Consider the following 15,478-nt stretch of genomic DNA (forward strand, 5'->3'; position numbering starts at 1 on the left):
CCAGCAACCTTTAACCCCGTCCTGTGAGGCGGAGAAGGGAGCGGCGGATGAGCACGCGCACCGTGCTGCATGAAGCCGACATCGCCCGGGCCCTGACGAGGATCTCCCACGAGATCCTCGAATCGAACAGGGGACCCGCTGGCCTCGTCATCCTCGGCATCCCGCGGCGGGGCTTTCCCCTCGCCGCACGCATCGGCTCTCTCCTCGCGGAGATCTCCGGGACGGTCGTCCCGGTCGGAGCACTCGACGTGACGATGTACCGCGACGATCTGCACCGCAATCCCACGCGGGCGCCGCAGCCCACGGAGATCCCCGAGGGCGGGATCGACGGCAAGGTCGTGGTGCTCGTGGACGACGTGCTGTTCTCCGGGCGTTCGATCCGCGCTGCGCTCGACGCGCTGCAGGACATCGGTCGTCCCGCGGCCGTCAGGCTCGCGACGCTGGTCGACCGCGGTCACCGCGAGCTGCCCATCCGTCCGGACTTCGTCGGCAAGAACCTTCCGAGTGCCCGCGACGAGCGGGTCAACGTCCGCCTCCGCGAGGTCGACGGCGTGGAGGAGGTGACGATCGGCTCATGAGGCACCTGCTCGACACGAAGCACCTCGGTCGCGAGGACGCGCTGCGCATCCTCGACGTGGCCGAGGACATGGCCGCCACCCAGCAGCGTGAAGTGCGCAAGCTGCCGACACTGCGCGGCAAGACCGTCGTCAACCTCTTCTTCGAGGACTCCACGCGCACGCGCATCTCGTTCGAGGCCGCCGCCAAGCGCCTCTCGGCCGACGTCATCAACTTCTCGGCGAAGGGGTCGTCGGTCTCCAAGGGCGAATCGCTCCAGGACACCGCCCAGACGCTGCAGGCGATGGGGGCCGACGCCGTCGTGATCCGGCACGGCGCCTCCGGAGCGCCGCAGACCCTCGCCACGAGCGGCTGGATCAGCGCCGGTGTCGTGAACGCGGGCGACGGCACGCACGCTCACCCGACGCAGGCCCTGCTCGACGCCTTCACGATCCGCAAGCGCTTCTTCGGTGACGGCAGCCGCGGGCGCGACCTCGCCGGCCTGCGGGTGACGATCGTCGGCGACATCCTGCATTCGCGTGTCGCGCGTTCGAACGTGTGGCTCCTCACGACCCTCGGTGCGAGCGTCACGCTCGTCGCGCCCCCGACGCTTGTGCCGCAGGACGTCTCGGCCTGGCCCGTGGACGTCGTCTACGACCTCGACGACGCGATCGCGGCCGGCCCGGACGCGCTCATGATGCTCCGCATCCAGCTCGAGCGCATGAACGCCGCGTATTTCCCGACTGAACGGGAGTATTCCCGCACGTGGGGCCTGGATGCCGCGCGACTGGCGGCGCTGCCGGCCGATAGCATTGTGCTGCACCCCGGCCCGATGAACCGGGGGATGGAGATCTCCGCCGCCGCCGATTCGCCGCGCTCGACCGTGCTCGAGCAGGTGGCGAACGGTGTGTCGGTGCGGATGGCCGTGCTCTACCTGCTGCTGGCGGGCGAGCGGACCGAAGCTGAGGAGGACGGACGATGAGCGAGAGCTTCCTCATCCGCGGGGCCCGCCGATCGGGCGGGGACGCGATCGACATGATCGTCGCCGACGGCATGATCACCGAGGTCGGCACCGGGCTGAGTGCCGGCGGCGCCACGGTGATCGACGCCGAGGGCCTCATCGCGCTGCCCGGACTCGTCGACCTCCACACCCACCTCCGCGAGCCCGGTTACGAAGCGTCCGAGACGATTCTTACCGGGTCGCAGGCCGCGGCCGCGGGCGGATTCACGACCGTCTTCGCAATGCCGAACACCTCGCCCGTCGCCGACACCGCCGGTGTCGTCGAGCAGGAGCTCGCCCTCGGCGAGGCGGCGGGATACGTGCACGTGCAGCCGATCGGCGCCGTGACGATCGGGCAGAAGGGGGAGCGGCTGGCCGAGCTCGGCGCCATGGCCGCCTCGCGCGCTCGCGTCCGGGTCTTCAGCGACGACGGCTTCTGCGTCTTCGACCCGCTCATCATGCGTCGCGCCCTCGAGTACGTGAAGTCGTTCGACGGGGTCGTCGCCCAGCACGCGCAGGACCCGCGGCTGACCGAGGGCGCTCAGATGAACGAGGGCACCGTGTCGGCCGAGCTGGGCCTGACCGGATGGCCGGCGGTGGCCGAGGAGTCGATCATCGCGCGCGACGTCCTGCTCGCCGAGCATGTGGGCTCGCGTCTGCACGTCTGCCACCTCTCGACGGCCGGCTCCGTCGACATCATCCGGTGGGCGAAGAAGCGCGGCGTGAACGTCACCGCCGAGGTGACGCCGCATCACCTCCTGCTCTCGGAAGAGCTGGTCCGCGGCTACGACGCCCGGTTCAAGGTCAACCCGCCGCTGCGGCGCGACGAGGACGTGCAGGCGGTGCGCGAGGGGCTCGCCGACGGAACCATCGACATCGTCGCGACCGACCATGCTCCGCACCCCGCCGAGGCGAAGAGCTGCGAGTGGGCTGCGGCGGCCAACGGCATGGTCGGGCTCGAGTCCGCCCTGCGTGTCGTGCAGCAGGCGGTCGTCGACACGGGGCTGCTCGGCTGGGACGACGTCGCGCGCGTGCTGTCGTCGGCCCCCGCGCGGATCGGACGCCTCGATGACGCCGGCACGCCGCTCGAAGCGGGTCGGCCCGCCTCGTTCACGCTCTACGACCCGCGCCCGCTGCGCACCTTCACGGGGGACGACCTGCGCGGGCGGAGCGTCAACTCTCCCTACCTCGACCGCGAGCTGCCCGGTGAGGTCCGGTGGACGTTCTTCCGCGGCACGCCGACGGTCGCCGACGGCGATCTGCTCGCGCGGCCGGGAGTGCGCGCGTGACCCGCGAGGGCGCTCTGCTCATCATGGTCGCCGTCGCCGTGGTGCTGCTCGCCCTCGGCGTCTGGGCCTGGCGACGACGAACGAGGCGCGACAGCGGCCTCGCTGCGCCGGTGGGCGAACTGCGCGCCGACGCCGTGGAGACGGCGGCGATCTCGGGACTCTACGTCGCGACGACCCGCCACGACGAGCCGCTCGAGCGCCTCGCCATCCGCGGGCTCGGATTCCGCTCCCGCGTCGACGTCATCGTCGCCGCGGGCGGTGCGGGCGACGGCGTGGCCCTCGACCTGACCGGTCAGCCGCGACTGTTCATCCCCGCCGAGCGCATCGTCTCCGTCGATCAGGCCACCGTCGCGATCGACCGTGTCGTCGAGAAGCAGGGCCTGACGCGCCTGAGCTGGCGCATCGACGACGAGACGATCGTCGACAGCTACTTCCGGCCCCAGACCGCCTCGGCCCGCGCGCTGGCCGAGGCCATCCAGACCATCGTGACCCCCACCCAGACCCCAGGAGGCGACGCGTGACCTCGTTCACCCGCGACCCCGCCGTGCTCGTGCTCGAGGACGGATCCCGCCACATCGGCCGCGCCTACGGCGCGCGCGGCACCACTCTCGGAGAGGTCGTCTTCGCGACCGGCATGACCGGCTACCAGGAGACCCTGACCGACCCGTCCTACGCCGGCCAGATCGTGCTGCAGACGGCACCCCACATCGGCAACACCGGGATGAACGGCGAGGACGTCGAGTCCCGTCGCATCTGGGTCGCCGGATACATCGTCCGCGACCCCTCGCGCGTCGTGTCGAGCTGGCGCTCGGAGAACTCGCTCGACGAGTCGCTCGAGCGCGACGGCATCGTCGGCATCAGCGGCATCGACACCCGCGCAGTGACGCGGGTGCTGCGATCGGCCGGCTCGATGCGCGGCGGTGTGTTCAGCGGCGACGCCGCGGACATCGACCCCGACGAGCAGTTGCGGATCGTCCGCGAGGCGCCGGAGATGACCGGCCGAAACCTCTCGGCCGAGGTGTCGGTCCCCGCTGCCGAGGTGACTCCGGCGACGGGGGAGCGGCTCGGAAACCTCGCCGTGCTCGACCTCGGCGTCAAGCAGGCGACGGTGAACAACCTGGCCGCCCGCGGGTTCGACGTGCACGTGCTGCCCCAGGACGTCACGCTCGAGCAGCTTCGCGCGATCGACCCGGTCGCGGTCTTCTACTCCAACGGCCCGGGCGACCCGGCCGCGAGCGACCACCACGTCGAGCTGCTTCGCGGCGTGCTCGCCGAGAAGCTGCCGTTCTTCGGCATCTGCTTCGGCAACCAGCTGCTCGGCCGCGCGCTCGGCTTCGGCACCTACAAGCTGCCCTTCGGCCACCGCGGCATCAACCAGCCCGTGCTCGACAAGCACACCGGCCGAGTGGAGATCACCGCCCACAACCACGGCTTCGCCGTCGACGCCCCCATCGAGGGAGTCATCGACAGCCCGGCCGGCTTCGGCCGCGTCGAGGTCAGCCATGTCGGCCTCAACGACAACGTCGTGGAGGGCCTGCGCGCCCTCGACCTGCCCGCCTTCTCGGTCCAGTACCACCCGGAGGCCGCAGCCGGTCCGCACGACGCCAACTACCTCTTCGACCGCTTCCGCGACCTCGTGATCGCGTCCCAGGAGAACAAGAACTGATGCCCAAGCGCGACGATATCCAGAGCGTCCTCGTCATCGGGTCCGGCCCGATCGTCATCGGCCAGGCCTGCGAGTTCGACTACTCGGGCACCCAGGCGTGCCGCGTCCTCCGCGAAGAGGGCGTGCGCGTCATCCTCGTCAACTCCAACCCGGCGACGATCATGACCGATCCCGACTTCGCCGATGCCACCTACATCGAGCCGATCACGTGGCAGGTCATCGAGACGATCATCGCCAAGGAGCGCCCCGACGCGATCCTGCCGACCCTCGGCGGCCAGACCGCCCTCAACGCCGCGATCGACCTGCACAAGAACGGCATCCTCGAGAAGTACGACATCGAGCTGATCGGCGCGAACTTCGAGGCGATCAACAAGGGCGAAGATCGCCAGATCTTCAAGCAGCTCGTCATCGACTCCGGGGCGGATGTCGCCGACAGCCGCATCTGCCACACGATGGACGAGGTGCTCGCCGGCGCCGCCGAGCTCGGGTACCCGCTCGTCGTGCGTCCGTCGTTCACGATGGGCGGGCTCGGCTCGGGCTTCGCGTACGACGAGGAGGACCTGCGCCGCATCGCCGGGGCCGGTCTGCGCGACTCGCCCACGACCGAGGTTCTGCTCGAGGAGTCGATCCTCGGGTGGAAGGAGTACGAGCTCGAGCTCATGCGCGACTCGGCCGACAACACCGTGGTCGTCTGCTCGATCGAGAACGTCGACCCCGTCGGCGTCCACACCGGCGACTCCATCACGGTGGCCCCGGCGCTCACGCTGACCGACCGCGAGTACCAGAAGATGCGCGACATCGGCATCGACATCATCCGCGCCGTCGGCGTCGACACCGGCGGCTGCAACATCCAGTTCGCCGTCGACCCGCAGACGGGCCGGATCATCGTCATCGAGATGAACCCGCGTGTGTCGCGTTCCTCGGCGCTGGCATCGAAGGCGACCGGGTTCCCGATCGCGAAGATCGCCGCGAAGCTCGCGATCGGGTACCGCCTCGATGAGATCCCCAACGACATCACGAAGGTCACCCCGGCGAGCTTCGAGCCGACGCTCGACTACGTCGTCGTGAAGGTGCCGCGCTTCAACTTCGAGAAGTTCCCGGCCGCCGACACGACTCTCACGACGACCATGAAGTCGGTCGGCGAGGCGATGGCGATCGGCCGCAACTACGCCACTGCCTTGCAGAAGGCGCTGCGCTCGCTCGAGAAGCGCGGTTCGAGCTTCCACTGGGGCGACGAGGAACGCTCCGTGGACGAACTGCTCGAGATCGCGAAGACTCCCACCGACGGCCGGATCGTCGTGCTGCAGCAGGCGATGCGCAAGGGCGCCACGATCGAGCAGGCCTTCGAGGCCACAGCGATCGACCCGTGGTTCCTGGATCAGATCGCCCTCATCAACGAGGTCGCGCGCTTCGTCGCGGAGGTCGCCGACCTCGACGAGCACGTGCTGCGCGTCGCGAAGGAGCACGGCTTCAGCGACGCCCAGATCGCGCAGCTGCGCGGCATCGACGAGGGCGAGGTGCGCGGCATCCGTCACGGACTGGGCCTGCGCCCGGTCTTCAAGACGGTCGACACGTGCGCGGGGGAGTTCCCGGCCCTCACGCCGTACCACTACTCGTCGTACGACAGCGAGACCGAGGTCACCCCCTCTGACCGCACGAAGGTCGTCATCATCGGCTCGGGTCCGAACCGTATCGGTCAGGGCGTGGAGTTCGACTACTCGTGCGTCCACGCCAGCTTCGCCCTCTCGGATGCCGGCTACGAGACGATCATGGTCAACTGCAACCCCGAGACGGTCTCGACCGACTACGACACCAGCGACCGGCTGTACTTCGAGCCGCTCACGCTCGAGGACGTCCTCGAGGTCCTGCACGCGGAGTCGCAGTCCGGCACGATCCTGGGCGTCGTCTGCCAGCTCGGCGGACAGACCCCGCTCGGCCTGGCGAAGGGCATCGAGGCCGCCGGCTACACGATCCTGGGCACCCAGCCCGCCGCCATCGACCTCGCCGAGGAGCGCGAGCTGTTCTCGCGTCTGCTCGACGAGGCCGGTCTCGTCGCGCCGCGCAACGGCACCGCGATCGACGTGGACGGCGCCGTCGAGGTCGCCGAATCGATCGGCTACCCGGTGCTGGTGCGTCCGAGCTTCGTGCTCGGCGGCCGCGGCATGGAGATCGTCTACGACACCGAGAGCCTGCGCGACTACTTCGTGCGCGTAGCCGACCAGGCCATCATCGGGCCCGGCCTGCCGCTGCTCGTCGACCGGTTCCTCGACGACGCGGTAGAGCTCGACGTCGACGCCCTGTTCGACGGCGAGGAGCTGTACATCGGCGGCGTCATGGAGCACCTCGAGGAGGCCGGCATCCACTCCGGCGACTCCAGCTGCACCCTGCCGCCCATGTCGCTGGGTCGTACCGAGATCGACCGCGTGCGCGAGGCGACCCTCGCGATCGCCCGCGGTGTGGGGGTGCGCGGTCTGCTCAACGTGCAGTTCGCGGTGTCGGCCGGCGTCCTCTACGTCATCGAGGCCAACCCCCGCGCGAGCCGTACGGTGCCGTTCGTCTCGAAGGCGCTCGGCATCCCGCTTGCGAAGGCGGCCTCGCGCATCATGGCGGGCTCGACGATCGCCGAGCTCATCGCCGAGGGCCTGCTCCCGGCGGAGGACGGTTCGCGTGTCCCCCTCGACGCGCCCGTCGCGGTCAAGGAGGCCGTGCTGCCGTTCAAGCGGTTCCGCACCGCGGACGGCCGGACGGTCGACTCGGTGCTCGGCCCCGAGATGCGCTCGACGGGGGAGGTCATGGGCATAGACCGCGACTTCCCGACCGCGTTCGCGAAGAGCCAGGCGGCCGCCTACGGCGGGATGCCCACCTCGGGCACCGTCTTCCTCTCGGTCGCCGATGACGACAAGCGTGCCGTCATCCTGCCCGCGCACCGCCTGCAGGAGCTCGGCTTCCGTCTCGTCGCGACGGAGGGCACCGCCGAGATCCTCGCGCGCAACGGCATCCGGGTCGAGGTCGTCGGCAAGTACTCCGAGACCCAGGCGTCGGGCGAGCCCAACGTCGTCGACCTCATCAACGCGGGCGAGATCGACATGGTCGTGAACACGCCTTCGGGCGGGGTCGCGCGCGCCGACGGCTACGAGATCCGTGCGGCTGCCGTAGCCGGCGACCGCGCCCTCTTCACCACGATGGCCGTGCTCGGCGCCGCCGTGAGCGCGCTGCCGGTGCTGCGCGAAGGGTTCGAGGTGAGGAGCCTGCAGGATTACGCGCGCGATCGAGCGGCACGCGTGTGATCGGATTCGGTGAGCGACTGCACAGCGCGGTCGCCCGTCACGGACGCCTGTGCGTCGGAATCGATCCGCACGCATCACTGCTCGCGCAGTGGGGCCTCGAAGCCTCGGCCGCGGGGACCCGCGAGTTCGGTCTGCGGGTCGTCGCGGCGGCAGCGGGCCGTGTCGGCATCGTCAAGCCGCAGGTGGCCTTCTTCGAGCGCTGGGGATCGGCCGGCTTCGCCGCGCTGGAGGACGTGCAGGCCGCGGCGCGGGACGCCGGGCTGCTCGTGATCGCCGATGCGAAACGCGGCGACATCGGCAGCACGATGGACGGGTACGCCGCCGCCTGGCTGGAGCCGGGCGCGCCCCTCGAGGCGGATGCCGTCACCGTGAGCCCCTACCTCGGCCCGGGTTCGCTGCGGGGAACGATCGCCGCAGCGGCCCGTGCCGGGAAGGGCGTCTTCGTCCTCGCGGCCACGAGCAACCCCGAGGCGCTCGGCGTGCAGTCGGCGGAAGTGTCGGTCGTCGACGCGCAGCGTGGTCAGACCGTCGCCGACTGGGTCGCATCCGGCATCGGGTGGGCGAATCGCGCTGCTGTGGATGCCGGGGGATGGGGGCCGGTCGGCCTCGTGGTGGGCGCGACGGTCGATCGCGACGAGCTGGGGCTGACCGACGAGGCGCTGCGCGGCGCCCCCATCCTGGCGCCGGGCTTCGGCGCGCAAGGCGTCGGTCTGCGCGATGTGGGCTCGGTGTTCGGCGCGCACGCTCCGCAGGTCATCGCCAACGCCAGCCGCAGCGTGCTCGCGGCGGGTCCGGACGGGATCGCCGCCGCGATCGACGCGCACCGCGCCGAACTCGCCGACGCTTTCGAGGAGGAGCCCCGTGGCTGAACGCCCCCACCCGCCCGAGGTCGATCGCGCGGCGGCATCCCGCCGGGCGGTGGCCGCGCGACGCGCGCGCGCCGCTCTCAAGAAGGATGTCGCGACGCGCGTCATCTCGCCGCAGGAGCTGTTGCGGCGGGCACTGGCCGATCCCGAGTCCGCCGCCGGAGCGATGCGGGTCACCGACTTCCTCACCGCCATCCCGGCCATCGGCGAGAACAAGCGCGACCGCATCCTGCAGGAGCTCGACATCTCGCCGGTGAAGAGGCTGGGGGGTCTCGGCTCGCGTCAGCGCCTCGCGCTGCAGTCGTTCCTCGACGCCCGGCTGCCGGAGCCGCAGCCGCGGGCCGGTCGCTCGCGCCTGCTCGTTCTCGCGGGCCCGACCGCGGTCGGCAAGGGCACGGTGGCCGCGCACATCCGCGCCAACCATCCCGAGATCATGCTGTCGGTCTCGGCGACGACGCGCGCGCCGCGACCGGGGGAGGTCGACGGGCAGCACTACTACTTCGTCGACGACGCCGAGTTCGACCGGCTGATCGCCGACGGCGAGCTGCTCGAGTGGGCGACCGTCCACAACAAGCACCGGTACGGCACGCCCCGCGGTCCCATCGAGGCGGCTCTCGCCGAGGGTCGCACCGTGCTGCTCGAGATCGATCTGCAGGGCGCCCGCCAGGTTCGTGCGGCGGCGCCCGACGCGACGCTCGTGTTCCTGCTGCCGCCCAGCTGGGATGAGCTCGTCGATCGACTGGTGGGCCGCGGCACCGAGGACGCCGAAGAGCGGACCCGACGGCTGCGGACCGCGCGGGTGGAGCTCGCCTCGCAGAACGAGTTCGACTTCCGCGTCGTCAACGACACGGTCGAGCGGGCTGCGGCCGAGATCGCCGCGCTCGCTCGCTGAGTGCGTCGGCGGCCCTTCGCCGACGCACTGTAGAATGGGAGGATGCCTGCGTCCTCGGCGCGGCAGCAGACTCTCCACCACATCGATCCCGGAAGGATCCGCCATGGCCGGAAGCAACGAAGGCATCATCGACCCGCCCATCGACGCCCTGCTCGACAAGGTCGACTCGAAGTACCAGCTGGTCATCTACGCATCCAAGCGGGCGCGTCAGATCAACGACTACTACTCCGACCTGCACGAGGGCAACCTGTTCGACAACGTGGGCCCGCTCGTCGACTCGTCCGTCGAGGACAAGCCGCTGACGATCGCGATGCACGAGATCCACGAAGACAAGCTGCGCCTGCGCTCGCTCGACTGAGCCGACGGTCGGTCCGTCACATTTCTGCCCGCGGCAGCCGGATGTCGGCCGCCGCGGGCAGAATCGTTCCGGTCGTCCCGATCCTGATCCCGTCCGTTTCGTCACGCCTCTCAGGGAGCCCCGATGAGCCAGCTGCGCCTGTTCACGTCCGAGTCCGTCACCGAAGGGCATCCCGACAAGATCTGCGACCAGATCTCCGACAGCATCCTCGACGCGCTCCTCACAGTCGATCCGGGCTCGCGCGTCGCCGTCGAGACCCTCGTGACCACGGGCCTCGTGCACGTCGCCGGTGAAGTGCGCACCGACGGGTACGCCGACATCCCCGGCATTGTCCGCGGCGTCGTCAACCGCATCGGGTACACCTCGAGCGAGACCGGCTTCGACGGCGATTCCTGCGGCGTGACCGTGTCGATCGGCGAGCAGTCCTCCGACATCGCCGCGGGCGTCGACAACGCGCTCGAGCACCGCGAGCAGGGCTCGAGCGACCCCACCGATGCACTCGGCGCGGGAGATCAGGGCATCATGTTCGGCTACGCGACGAACGAGACGCCGCAGCTGATGCCGACGGCGATCTGGACGGCGCATCGCATCGCCGAGCGACTGACGTCGGCGCGGCGCATCGGTGCTCTGCCGTTCCTCCGTCCCGACGGCAAGACGCAGGTCACCCTCGGCTACGACGGGGCGACGCCGAAGACCGTCGAGACCGTGGTGCTCTCGACCCAGCATCAGCCCGACATCTCGCTCGCGGCGCTCCGCGCGGCGGTGCAGGCCGAGGTCATCGAGCCGGTCCTGGCGGAGACGGGGCTCGACCTCTCGGCGGTCGAGTACGTCATCAACCCGGCGGGACCGTTCGTCACCGGCGGGCCCAAGGGCGACGCCGGTCTCACCGGCCGCAAGATCATCATCGACACCTACGGCGGAGCTGCGCGCCACGGCGGCGGCGCATTCAGCGGCAAGGACCCCTCCAAGGTCGACCGATCCGCGGCGTACGCGATGCGCTGGGTCGCGAAGAACGCCGTCGCGGCGGGCTTGGCCGACCGGCTCGAGGTCCAGGTGGCCTACGCGATCGGTCGCGCGGCCCCCGTCGGGCTCTACGTCGAGACGTTCGGAACCGGCAACGTGGCGGACGACGTCATCACGGCCGCCATCCGAGACGTGTTCGACCTGCGGCCGCAGGCGATCATCGACCGCCTCGACCTGCTGCGTCCGATCTACGCCCGCACCGCGGCCTACGGGCACTTCGGTCGCGAGCTGCCCGAGTTCACCTGGGAGCGCACCGACCGCGTCGAGGAGCTGCGCACCGCCGCAGGGCTGTGACCGCCCGCCCCACTGCGCGGGTACTGATCGACTCGCCGCTTCCGCAGCTCGACCGGCTCTTCGACTATGTCGTGCCCGCGGCTCTGATCGAGACGGCGCGGCCCGGGGTGCGCGTCAAAGTCCCGTTGCGCACCATGGGCCGGACGGTCGAGGGATACCTGGTCGAACGGGGCGAGGAGAGCGACGCCGATCGTCCGCTGTCGGAGCTCGAGGACGTCGTGTCGCCCGTGGTCGTCCTGCCGCCGGGTCTGTACGCGACGGCGCGACGCGCCGCCGACCGTGCGGCGGGTTCGGCCAGCGACATCCTGCGTCTGGTCATCCCGAAACGGATGGTGCGCGCCGAGAAGGCCTGGGCGGCCGCGCCGGCGCCCGATGCACCCGCCGTCACCGACGACGCGGTCGCCTGGGCGCGGTCGGTCACGGCACAGTATCCCGACCTCGCGAGCGCGGTCACGGGAGGCGAACGGGTCGCGCTCGATGCCCCGCCGCGACCGGGCGACGTGGCGCCGGCTTGGGCCGAGCTGCTGGCCGCGATCGCCGTCGAGACGCTCGCCTCGGGTCGCAGCGCCGTGGTGGTGGTCCCCGATCATCGCGACGAGGCGCACGTGCTGGGGGTGCTCGCAGGGCAGGTCGCCGAATCCGCGGTCGTGCGCGACGACGCGCGACGTTCCGGCCCGGAGCGGTACGCGAGCTACCTGCGCCTGCTGGCGGACGTGCCGTGCATCGTCGTCGGCAACCGCTCGACCGTCTACGCCCCGGCCCACGACGTCGGCGTCGTCGTCATCTGGGACGACGGCGACCCGCTGCTGGCCGAGCCGCTCAGTCCGGGCGTCCACGCCCGCGACGCGGCGCTCGTGCGGCAGGAGGTCGAGGGCAGCGCGCTCGTCTTCGCGGGCATCACGCGGACCACCGACGTCGAGCGACTCGTCGCGTTGGGCTGGGTGCGCGACATCCCCGCACGCCGGCGCGAGAGCCCCCGCGTGGTGCTGTCGGCGACGCGTGAGGGCGAGTCCCGGGGGACGCGCGTGCCGTCCGCGGCGTTCGCGGCGGCGCGGGAGGCGCTCGCGGACGGCCCCGTACTCGTCCAGGTCGCTCGTCCCGGCTATGCGCCGGTGCTCGTGTGCGCCGACTGCCGCACCCCGGCGCGGTGCGCGCACTGCGCCGGTCCGTTGCGTGCGCGACGTCCCGGCGCGGTGCCGGATTGCACGTGGTGCGGACGCTCCGCCCCGGCGTGGTCGTGCGCCGCCTGCTCGTCGCCGCGGCTGCGGATGGCGTCGTCGGGCAGCGAGCGCACCGCCGACGAGCTCGGGCGGGCGTTCCCGAATACTCGGGTCATCGTCTCGGACGGCGAGCACCAGATCACGCACGTCGACCCCAAGCCCGCCCTCGTGATCGCCACCCGCGGGGCCGAGCCGTTCGTCGCGGGCGGCTACCGGGCCGTGATCCTGCTCGACGGCGATCGCATGCTCATGACCGAACAGCTGCGCATCGCCGAAGCCTGCCTCCGGTGGTGGTCGGATGCCGCTGCACTGGCCGCCCCGGGCGCGCCGGTGCACCTCGTCGGCGTCGCCGGGCCCGCCGCCCGTGCCCTGGCGACGTGGACGCAGCCGGCATACGCCCGAGCGGAGCTGGCCGAGCGCGCCCCTCTGCACATGCCCCCTGTTGTGCGCGTCGCGGCGGTCGAGGGCACCGCCCCGGCTGTCTCCGGTGCGCTCGCGCAGCTGCGGACGGATGTGCCTGCGCTGAGCGAGGCGGCCGTGCTCGGGCCGGTTCCGCGCGAGGAGGCGACCGTGCGCGCATTGGTGCGGTTCGAGTACGCGCAGGGCCGCGCCGTGGCCGAATCGCTGCGCGCATCCGTCATCGCCGAAGCTCTGCGCGGCAGGCGACGCCGCGGTGCCCCGCCGGGGCCGCGCAATACACTCAAGGTACGGCTCGACGTGCCCGATCTCGATCTGTGAGGAGCGCCATGCGCATCGTGTTCGCCGGGACACCGGAGCCCGCCCTTCCATCCCTGCGTCGCCTCGCGGCCTCGCACCACGAGATCGTCGGGGTCGTCACGCGGCGCGACGCGCCGCTCGGTCGCAAGCGGGTGCTCACGCCGTCGCCGGTGGGAGCCCTCGCCGAGGAGCTCGGCCTGCCGGTGCTGAAGACCGATCGGCTCGACGCCGACGCGACCGCGACGATCGCACGGTGGGCCCCGCAGCTCGGCGTGATCGTCGCCTACGGCGGGCTGGTGCGCGAACCGCTGCTCTCGACCCCCGACCACGGCTGGATCAACCTCCACTTCTCGCTGCTGCCGGCCTGGCGCGGTGCGGCTCCGGTGCAGCGGGCACTCATCGCGGGCGACCGTGTCACCGGCGCGAGCGTCTTCCAGCTCGTGCCCGAGCTCGACGCGGGCGACGTCTTCGCCCGTTCGCGCTACGACGTCCCGCGCGGCGCGACGGCCGGTGAGGTCCTCGCGGCTCTCGCCGACCTCGGCGCCGAGACCCTCGATGAGGTCGTCGACGCGATCGCCGACGGAACCGCGGCGGCGATCGCGCAGGAGGGGACCGTGACGCTCGCGCCGAAGCTCACCCTCGTGGACGGGCTGCTCGACTTCTCCCAGCCGGCCGAGGTCGTCCTCGACAGATACCGCGGCACGACGCCGGAGCCCGGCGCCCACACGACGATCGACGGTCAGCGGCTCAAGGTGCTCTCCGCGCGACGCGGCCCCGACACCGACATCCCACCGCGCATCATCCGTCTGGTCGGCAAAGAGGTCGTCGTCGGCACGGGCGAGGGGACGATCGCCCTGCTCACGGTTCAGCCCGCGGGCCGCGGTGCGATGGCGGCCGCGGACTGGTGGCGCGGCCAGCGCCTCGAGAGCGCGGAGGCGGGGTCGTGAACCCGGCGCGACGGGTCGCGTTCGACGTGCTCCGCGCCGTCGACGAGTCCGACGCCTACGCGAACCTGCTGCTCCCGCAAGAGCTGAGGCGCGCTGGGCTGAGCTCCGCCGATGCGGCTCTGGCGACCGAGCTCACGTACGGGACGCTGCGCCGGCGCGGCACGTACGACGCGATCATCGAGCATGCCTCGGGGCGCAGCGTCGACGCGATCGATCCGCCGGTGCGCGACGCCCTTCGGCTGGGCGTCCACCAGCTGCTCGCGACGCGCGTGGCGTCGCACGCCGCCGTCAACGAGAGCGTCGAGCTCGTCCGGCGCTCCGGGGCGGCCAACGCCGCGGGCTTCGCCAACGCCGTCCTCCGGCGGATCGCCCGTGACAACCCGGGCGACTGGCTGCAGCGGGTCGCCGACGCGGCACGCTCCGACGACGAGCGGCTCGGTCTGCGCTACGCGCATCCGGTGTGGGTGATCCGCGCGTTCCGGCGTGCCCTCGCGGCGGAGGGACGCGCCGACGAGCTCGAGGAGCTCCTCGCGGCCGACAACGTCTCGCCGGCGGTCACGATGACCGCCCTGCCCGGACTCGCCGACATTCCCGCCGACGCCGCCCGCACTCCGTACTCGCCGGTCGGCTTCCGGCTGGGTGGCGGTGACCCCGAACCGCTCGTGCGCGCCGCGGGCGGCCGCGTGCGGGTCCAGGACGAAGGCTCGCAGCTCGCGGCGCTCGCCCTCGCTCGGGTGCGGCCGGTGCGCGCGGGGGAGCGGTGGCTCGACCTGTGCGCCGCGCCGGGCGGGAAGACAGCTGTGCTGGCGGCGGAGGCCCTCGCAGGGGATGCCCGCGTGGAGGCCAACGAGCTCTCGCCGGCCCGGGCGAAGCTCGTGCGCACGTCGGTCGCCGGCGTTCCGCTCGACGTGCCGGTGTCGGAGGAAGACGGGCGCGTGCGCGCCGGACGCGGCGTGTACGACCGCATCCTCGTCGATGCCCCATGCACCGGCCTCGGCGCCCTGCGCCGGCGTCCCGAGGCCCGTTGGCGCAAAACGCCGGCCGATGTGCCCGACCTGTCCGACCTGCAGCGCGGCCTCCTGACGGCGGCGGTCGACGCCCTCGCCCCGGACGGAGTCGTCGCGTACGTGACGTGCTCGCCCCATCTGGCCGAGACGGCGGCGGTCGTGGCCGATCTGCGCCGCACGCGCGACGACCTCGTCGAGCTGGATGCCCGCGCGGTCCTGCGCAGCGTCTCCCGGGGTGAGCTCGACCTGCCCGACCAGCAGGACGGCTCGGGACGCGCGCAGCTGTGGCCGCACCGGCACGGGACCGACGCGATGTCGATCACGCTGCTGCAGAAGCGGTGACGACGGATAATGGGC

At 71.7% G+C, this 15,478-nt stretch carries 13 protein-coding genes; all 13 read left to right on the top strand.

The window, feature by feature from the left end:
* The first annotated feature begins 47 nt into the window (after nt 1-47).
* The 13 genes from pyrR to JOF37_RS01020 all read left to right on the top strand — a co-directional run bounded on the left by pyrR (nt 48) and on the right by JOF37_RS01020 (nt 15,463).
* Nucleotides 48-578: a bifunctional pyr operon transcriptional regulator/uracil phosphoribosyltransferase PyrR gene (gene pyrR / locus JOF37_RS00960; RefSeq protein WP_210004273.1), complete on the top strand. Its 531-nt coding sequence runs from the start codon at nt 48-50 to the stop codon at nt 576-578.
* Nucleotides 575-1,537 carry an aspartate carbamoyltransferase catalytic subunit gene (locus JOF37_RS00965; RefSeq protein WP_210004275.1) on the top strand — a complete coding sequence of 321 codons (963 nt, stop codon included), beginning with the start codon at nt 575-577 and terminating at the stop codon, nt 1,535-1,537. Before pyrR ends, JOF37_RS00965 begins: the two co-directional genes overlap by 4 nt.
* Nucleotides 1,534-2,844 (top strand): dihydroorotase, encoded by a 1,311-nt coding sequence (locus tag JOF37_RS00970; RefSeq protein WP_210004276.1) that lies wholly within the window; start codon nt 1,534-1,536, stop codon nt 2,842-2,844. The genes JOF37_RS00965 and JOF37_RS00970 overlap by 4 nt, the downstream gene beginning before the upstream one ends.
* Nucleotides 2,841-3,365 (top strand): PH-like domain-containing protein, encoded by a 525-nt coding sequence (locus JOF37_RS00975; RefSeq protein ID WP_210004278.1) that lies wholly within the window; start codon nt 2,841-2,843, stop codon nt 3,363-3,365. The genes JOF37_RS00970 and JOF37_RS00975 overlap by 4 nt, the downstream gene beginning before the upstream one ends.
* Nucleotides 3,362-4,510 (top strand): glutamine-hydrolyzing carbamoyl-phosphate synthase small subunit, encoded by a 1,149-nt coding sequence (gene carA / locus JOF37_RS00980; protein WP_210004279.1) that lies wholly within the window; start codon nt 3,362-3,364, stop codon nt 4,508-4,510. Before JOF37_RS00975 ends, carA begins: the two co-directional genes overlap by 4 nt.
* Complete coding sequence (carB, locus tag JOF37_RS00985; RefSeq protein ID WP_210004281.1) at nt 4,510-7,797, top strand: carbamoyl-phosphate synthase large subunit; 3,288 nt, start codon at nt 4,510-4,512, stop codon at nt 7,795-7,797. Before carA ends, carB begins: the two co-directional genes overlap by 1 nt.
* Complete coding sequence (gene pyrF / locus JOF37_RS00990; protein ID WP_210004283.1) at nt 7,794-8,666, top strand: orotidine-5'-phosphate decarboxylase; 873 nt, start codon at nt 7,794-7,796, stop codon at nt 8,664-8,666. Before carB ends, pyrF begins: the two co-directional genes overlap by 4 nt.
* On the top strand, nt 8,659-9,555 hold the full coding sequence (gene gmk, locus JOF37_RS00995; protein WP_210004285.1) for a guanylate kinase: 897 nt from the start codon (nt 8,659-8,661) through the stop codon (nt 9,553-9,555). Before pyrF ends, gmk begins: the two co-directional genes overlap by 8 nt.
* Nucleotides 9,556-9,658: 103 nt before the next feature.
* Nucleotides 9,659-9,913: a DNA-directed RNA polymerase subunit omega gene (gene rpoZ / locus JOF37_RS01000; protein ID WP_023950606.1), complete on the top strand. Its 255-nt coding sequence runs from the start codon at nt 9,659-9,661 to the stop codon at nt 9,911-9,913.
* A gap of 123 nt (nt 9,914-10,036) precedes the next feature.
* Nucleotides 10,037-11,230 carry a methionine adenosyltransferase gene (gene metK, locus JOF37_RS01005; RefSeq protein ID WP_210004288.1) on the top strand — a complete coding sequence of 398 codons (1,194 nt, stop codon included), beginning with the start codon at nt 10,037-10,039 and terminating at the stop codon, nt 11,228-11,230.
* Entirely contained in the window at nt 11,227-13,188 is a 1,962-nt protein-coding gene (locus JOF37_RS01010; RefSeq protein ID WP_210004291.1) for a primosomal protein N' family DNA-binding protein, read from the top strand. The genes metK and JOF37_RS01010 overlap by 4 nt, the downstream gene beginning before the upstream one ends.
* 8 nt (nt 13,189-13,196) lie before the next feature.
* Nucleotides 13,197-14,114, top strand: coding sequence for a methionyl-tRNA formyltransferase (gene fmt / locus JOF37_RS01015; protein ID WP_210004293.1), 918 nt, complete (start codon nt 13,197-13,199; stop codon nt 14,112-14,114).
* Nucleotides 14,111-15,463 carry a transcription antitermination factor NusB gene (locus JOF37_RS01020; RefSeq protein WP_210004296.1) on the top strand — a complete coding sequence of 451 codons (1,353 nt, stop codon included), beginning with the start codon at nt 14,111-14,113 and terminating at the stop codon, nt 15,461-15,463. The genes fmt and JOF37_RS01020 overlap by 4 nt, the downstream gene beginning before the upstream one ends.
* The last annotated feature ends 15 nt before the right edge of the window (nt 15,464-15,478 follow it).

Source organism: Microbacterium imperiale, from assembly GCF_017876655.1.
GTDB classification, from domain to species: Bacteria; Actinomycetota; Actinomycetes; order Actinomycetales; family Microbacteriaceae; genus Microbacterium; species Microbacterium imperiale.

Excerpts from the sequence above, each read along its gene's own strand:
- pyrR (WP_210004273.1), top strand. The coding sequence starts at position 48 with ATGAGCACGCGCACCGTGCTGCATGAAGCCGACATCGCCCGGGCCCTG.
- JOF37_RS00965 (WP_210004275.1), top strand. The coding sequence starts at position 575 with ATGAGGCACCTGCTCGACACGAAGCACCTCGGTCGCGAGGACGCGCTG.
- JOF37_RS00970 (WP_210004276.1), top strand. The coding sequence starts at position 1,534 with ATGAGCGAGAGCTTCCTCATCCGCGGGGCCCGCCGATCGGGCGGGGAC.
- carB (WP_210004281.1), top strand. The coding sequence starts at position 4,510 with ATGCCCAAGCGCGACGATATCCAGAGCGTCCTCGTCATCGGGTCCGGC.
- rpoZ (WP_023950606.1), top strand. The coding sequence starts at position 9,659 with ATGGCCGGAAGCAACGAAGGCATCATCGACCCGCCCATCGACGCCCTG.
- metK (WP_210004288.1), top strand. The coding sequence starts at position 10,037 with ATGAGCCAGCTGCGCCTGTTCACGTCCGAGTCCGTCACCGAAGGGCAT.
- fmt (WP_210004293.1), top strand. The coding sequence starts at position 13,197 with ATGCGCATCGTGTTCGCCGGGACACCGGAGCCCGCCCTTCCATCCCTG.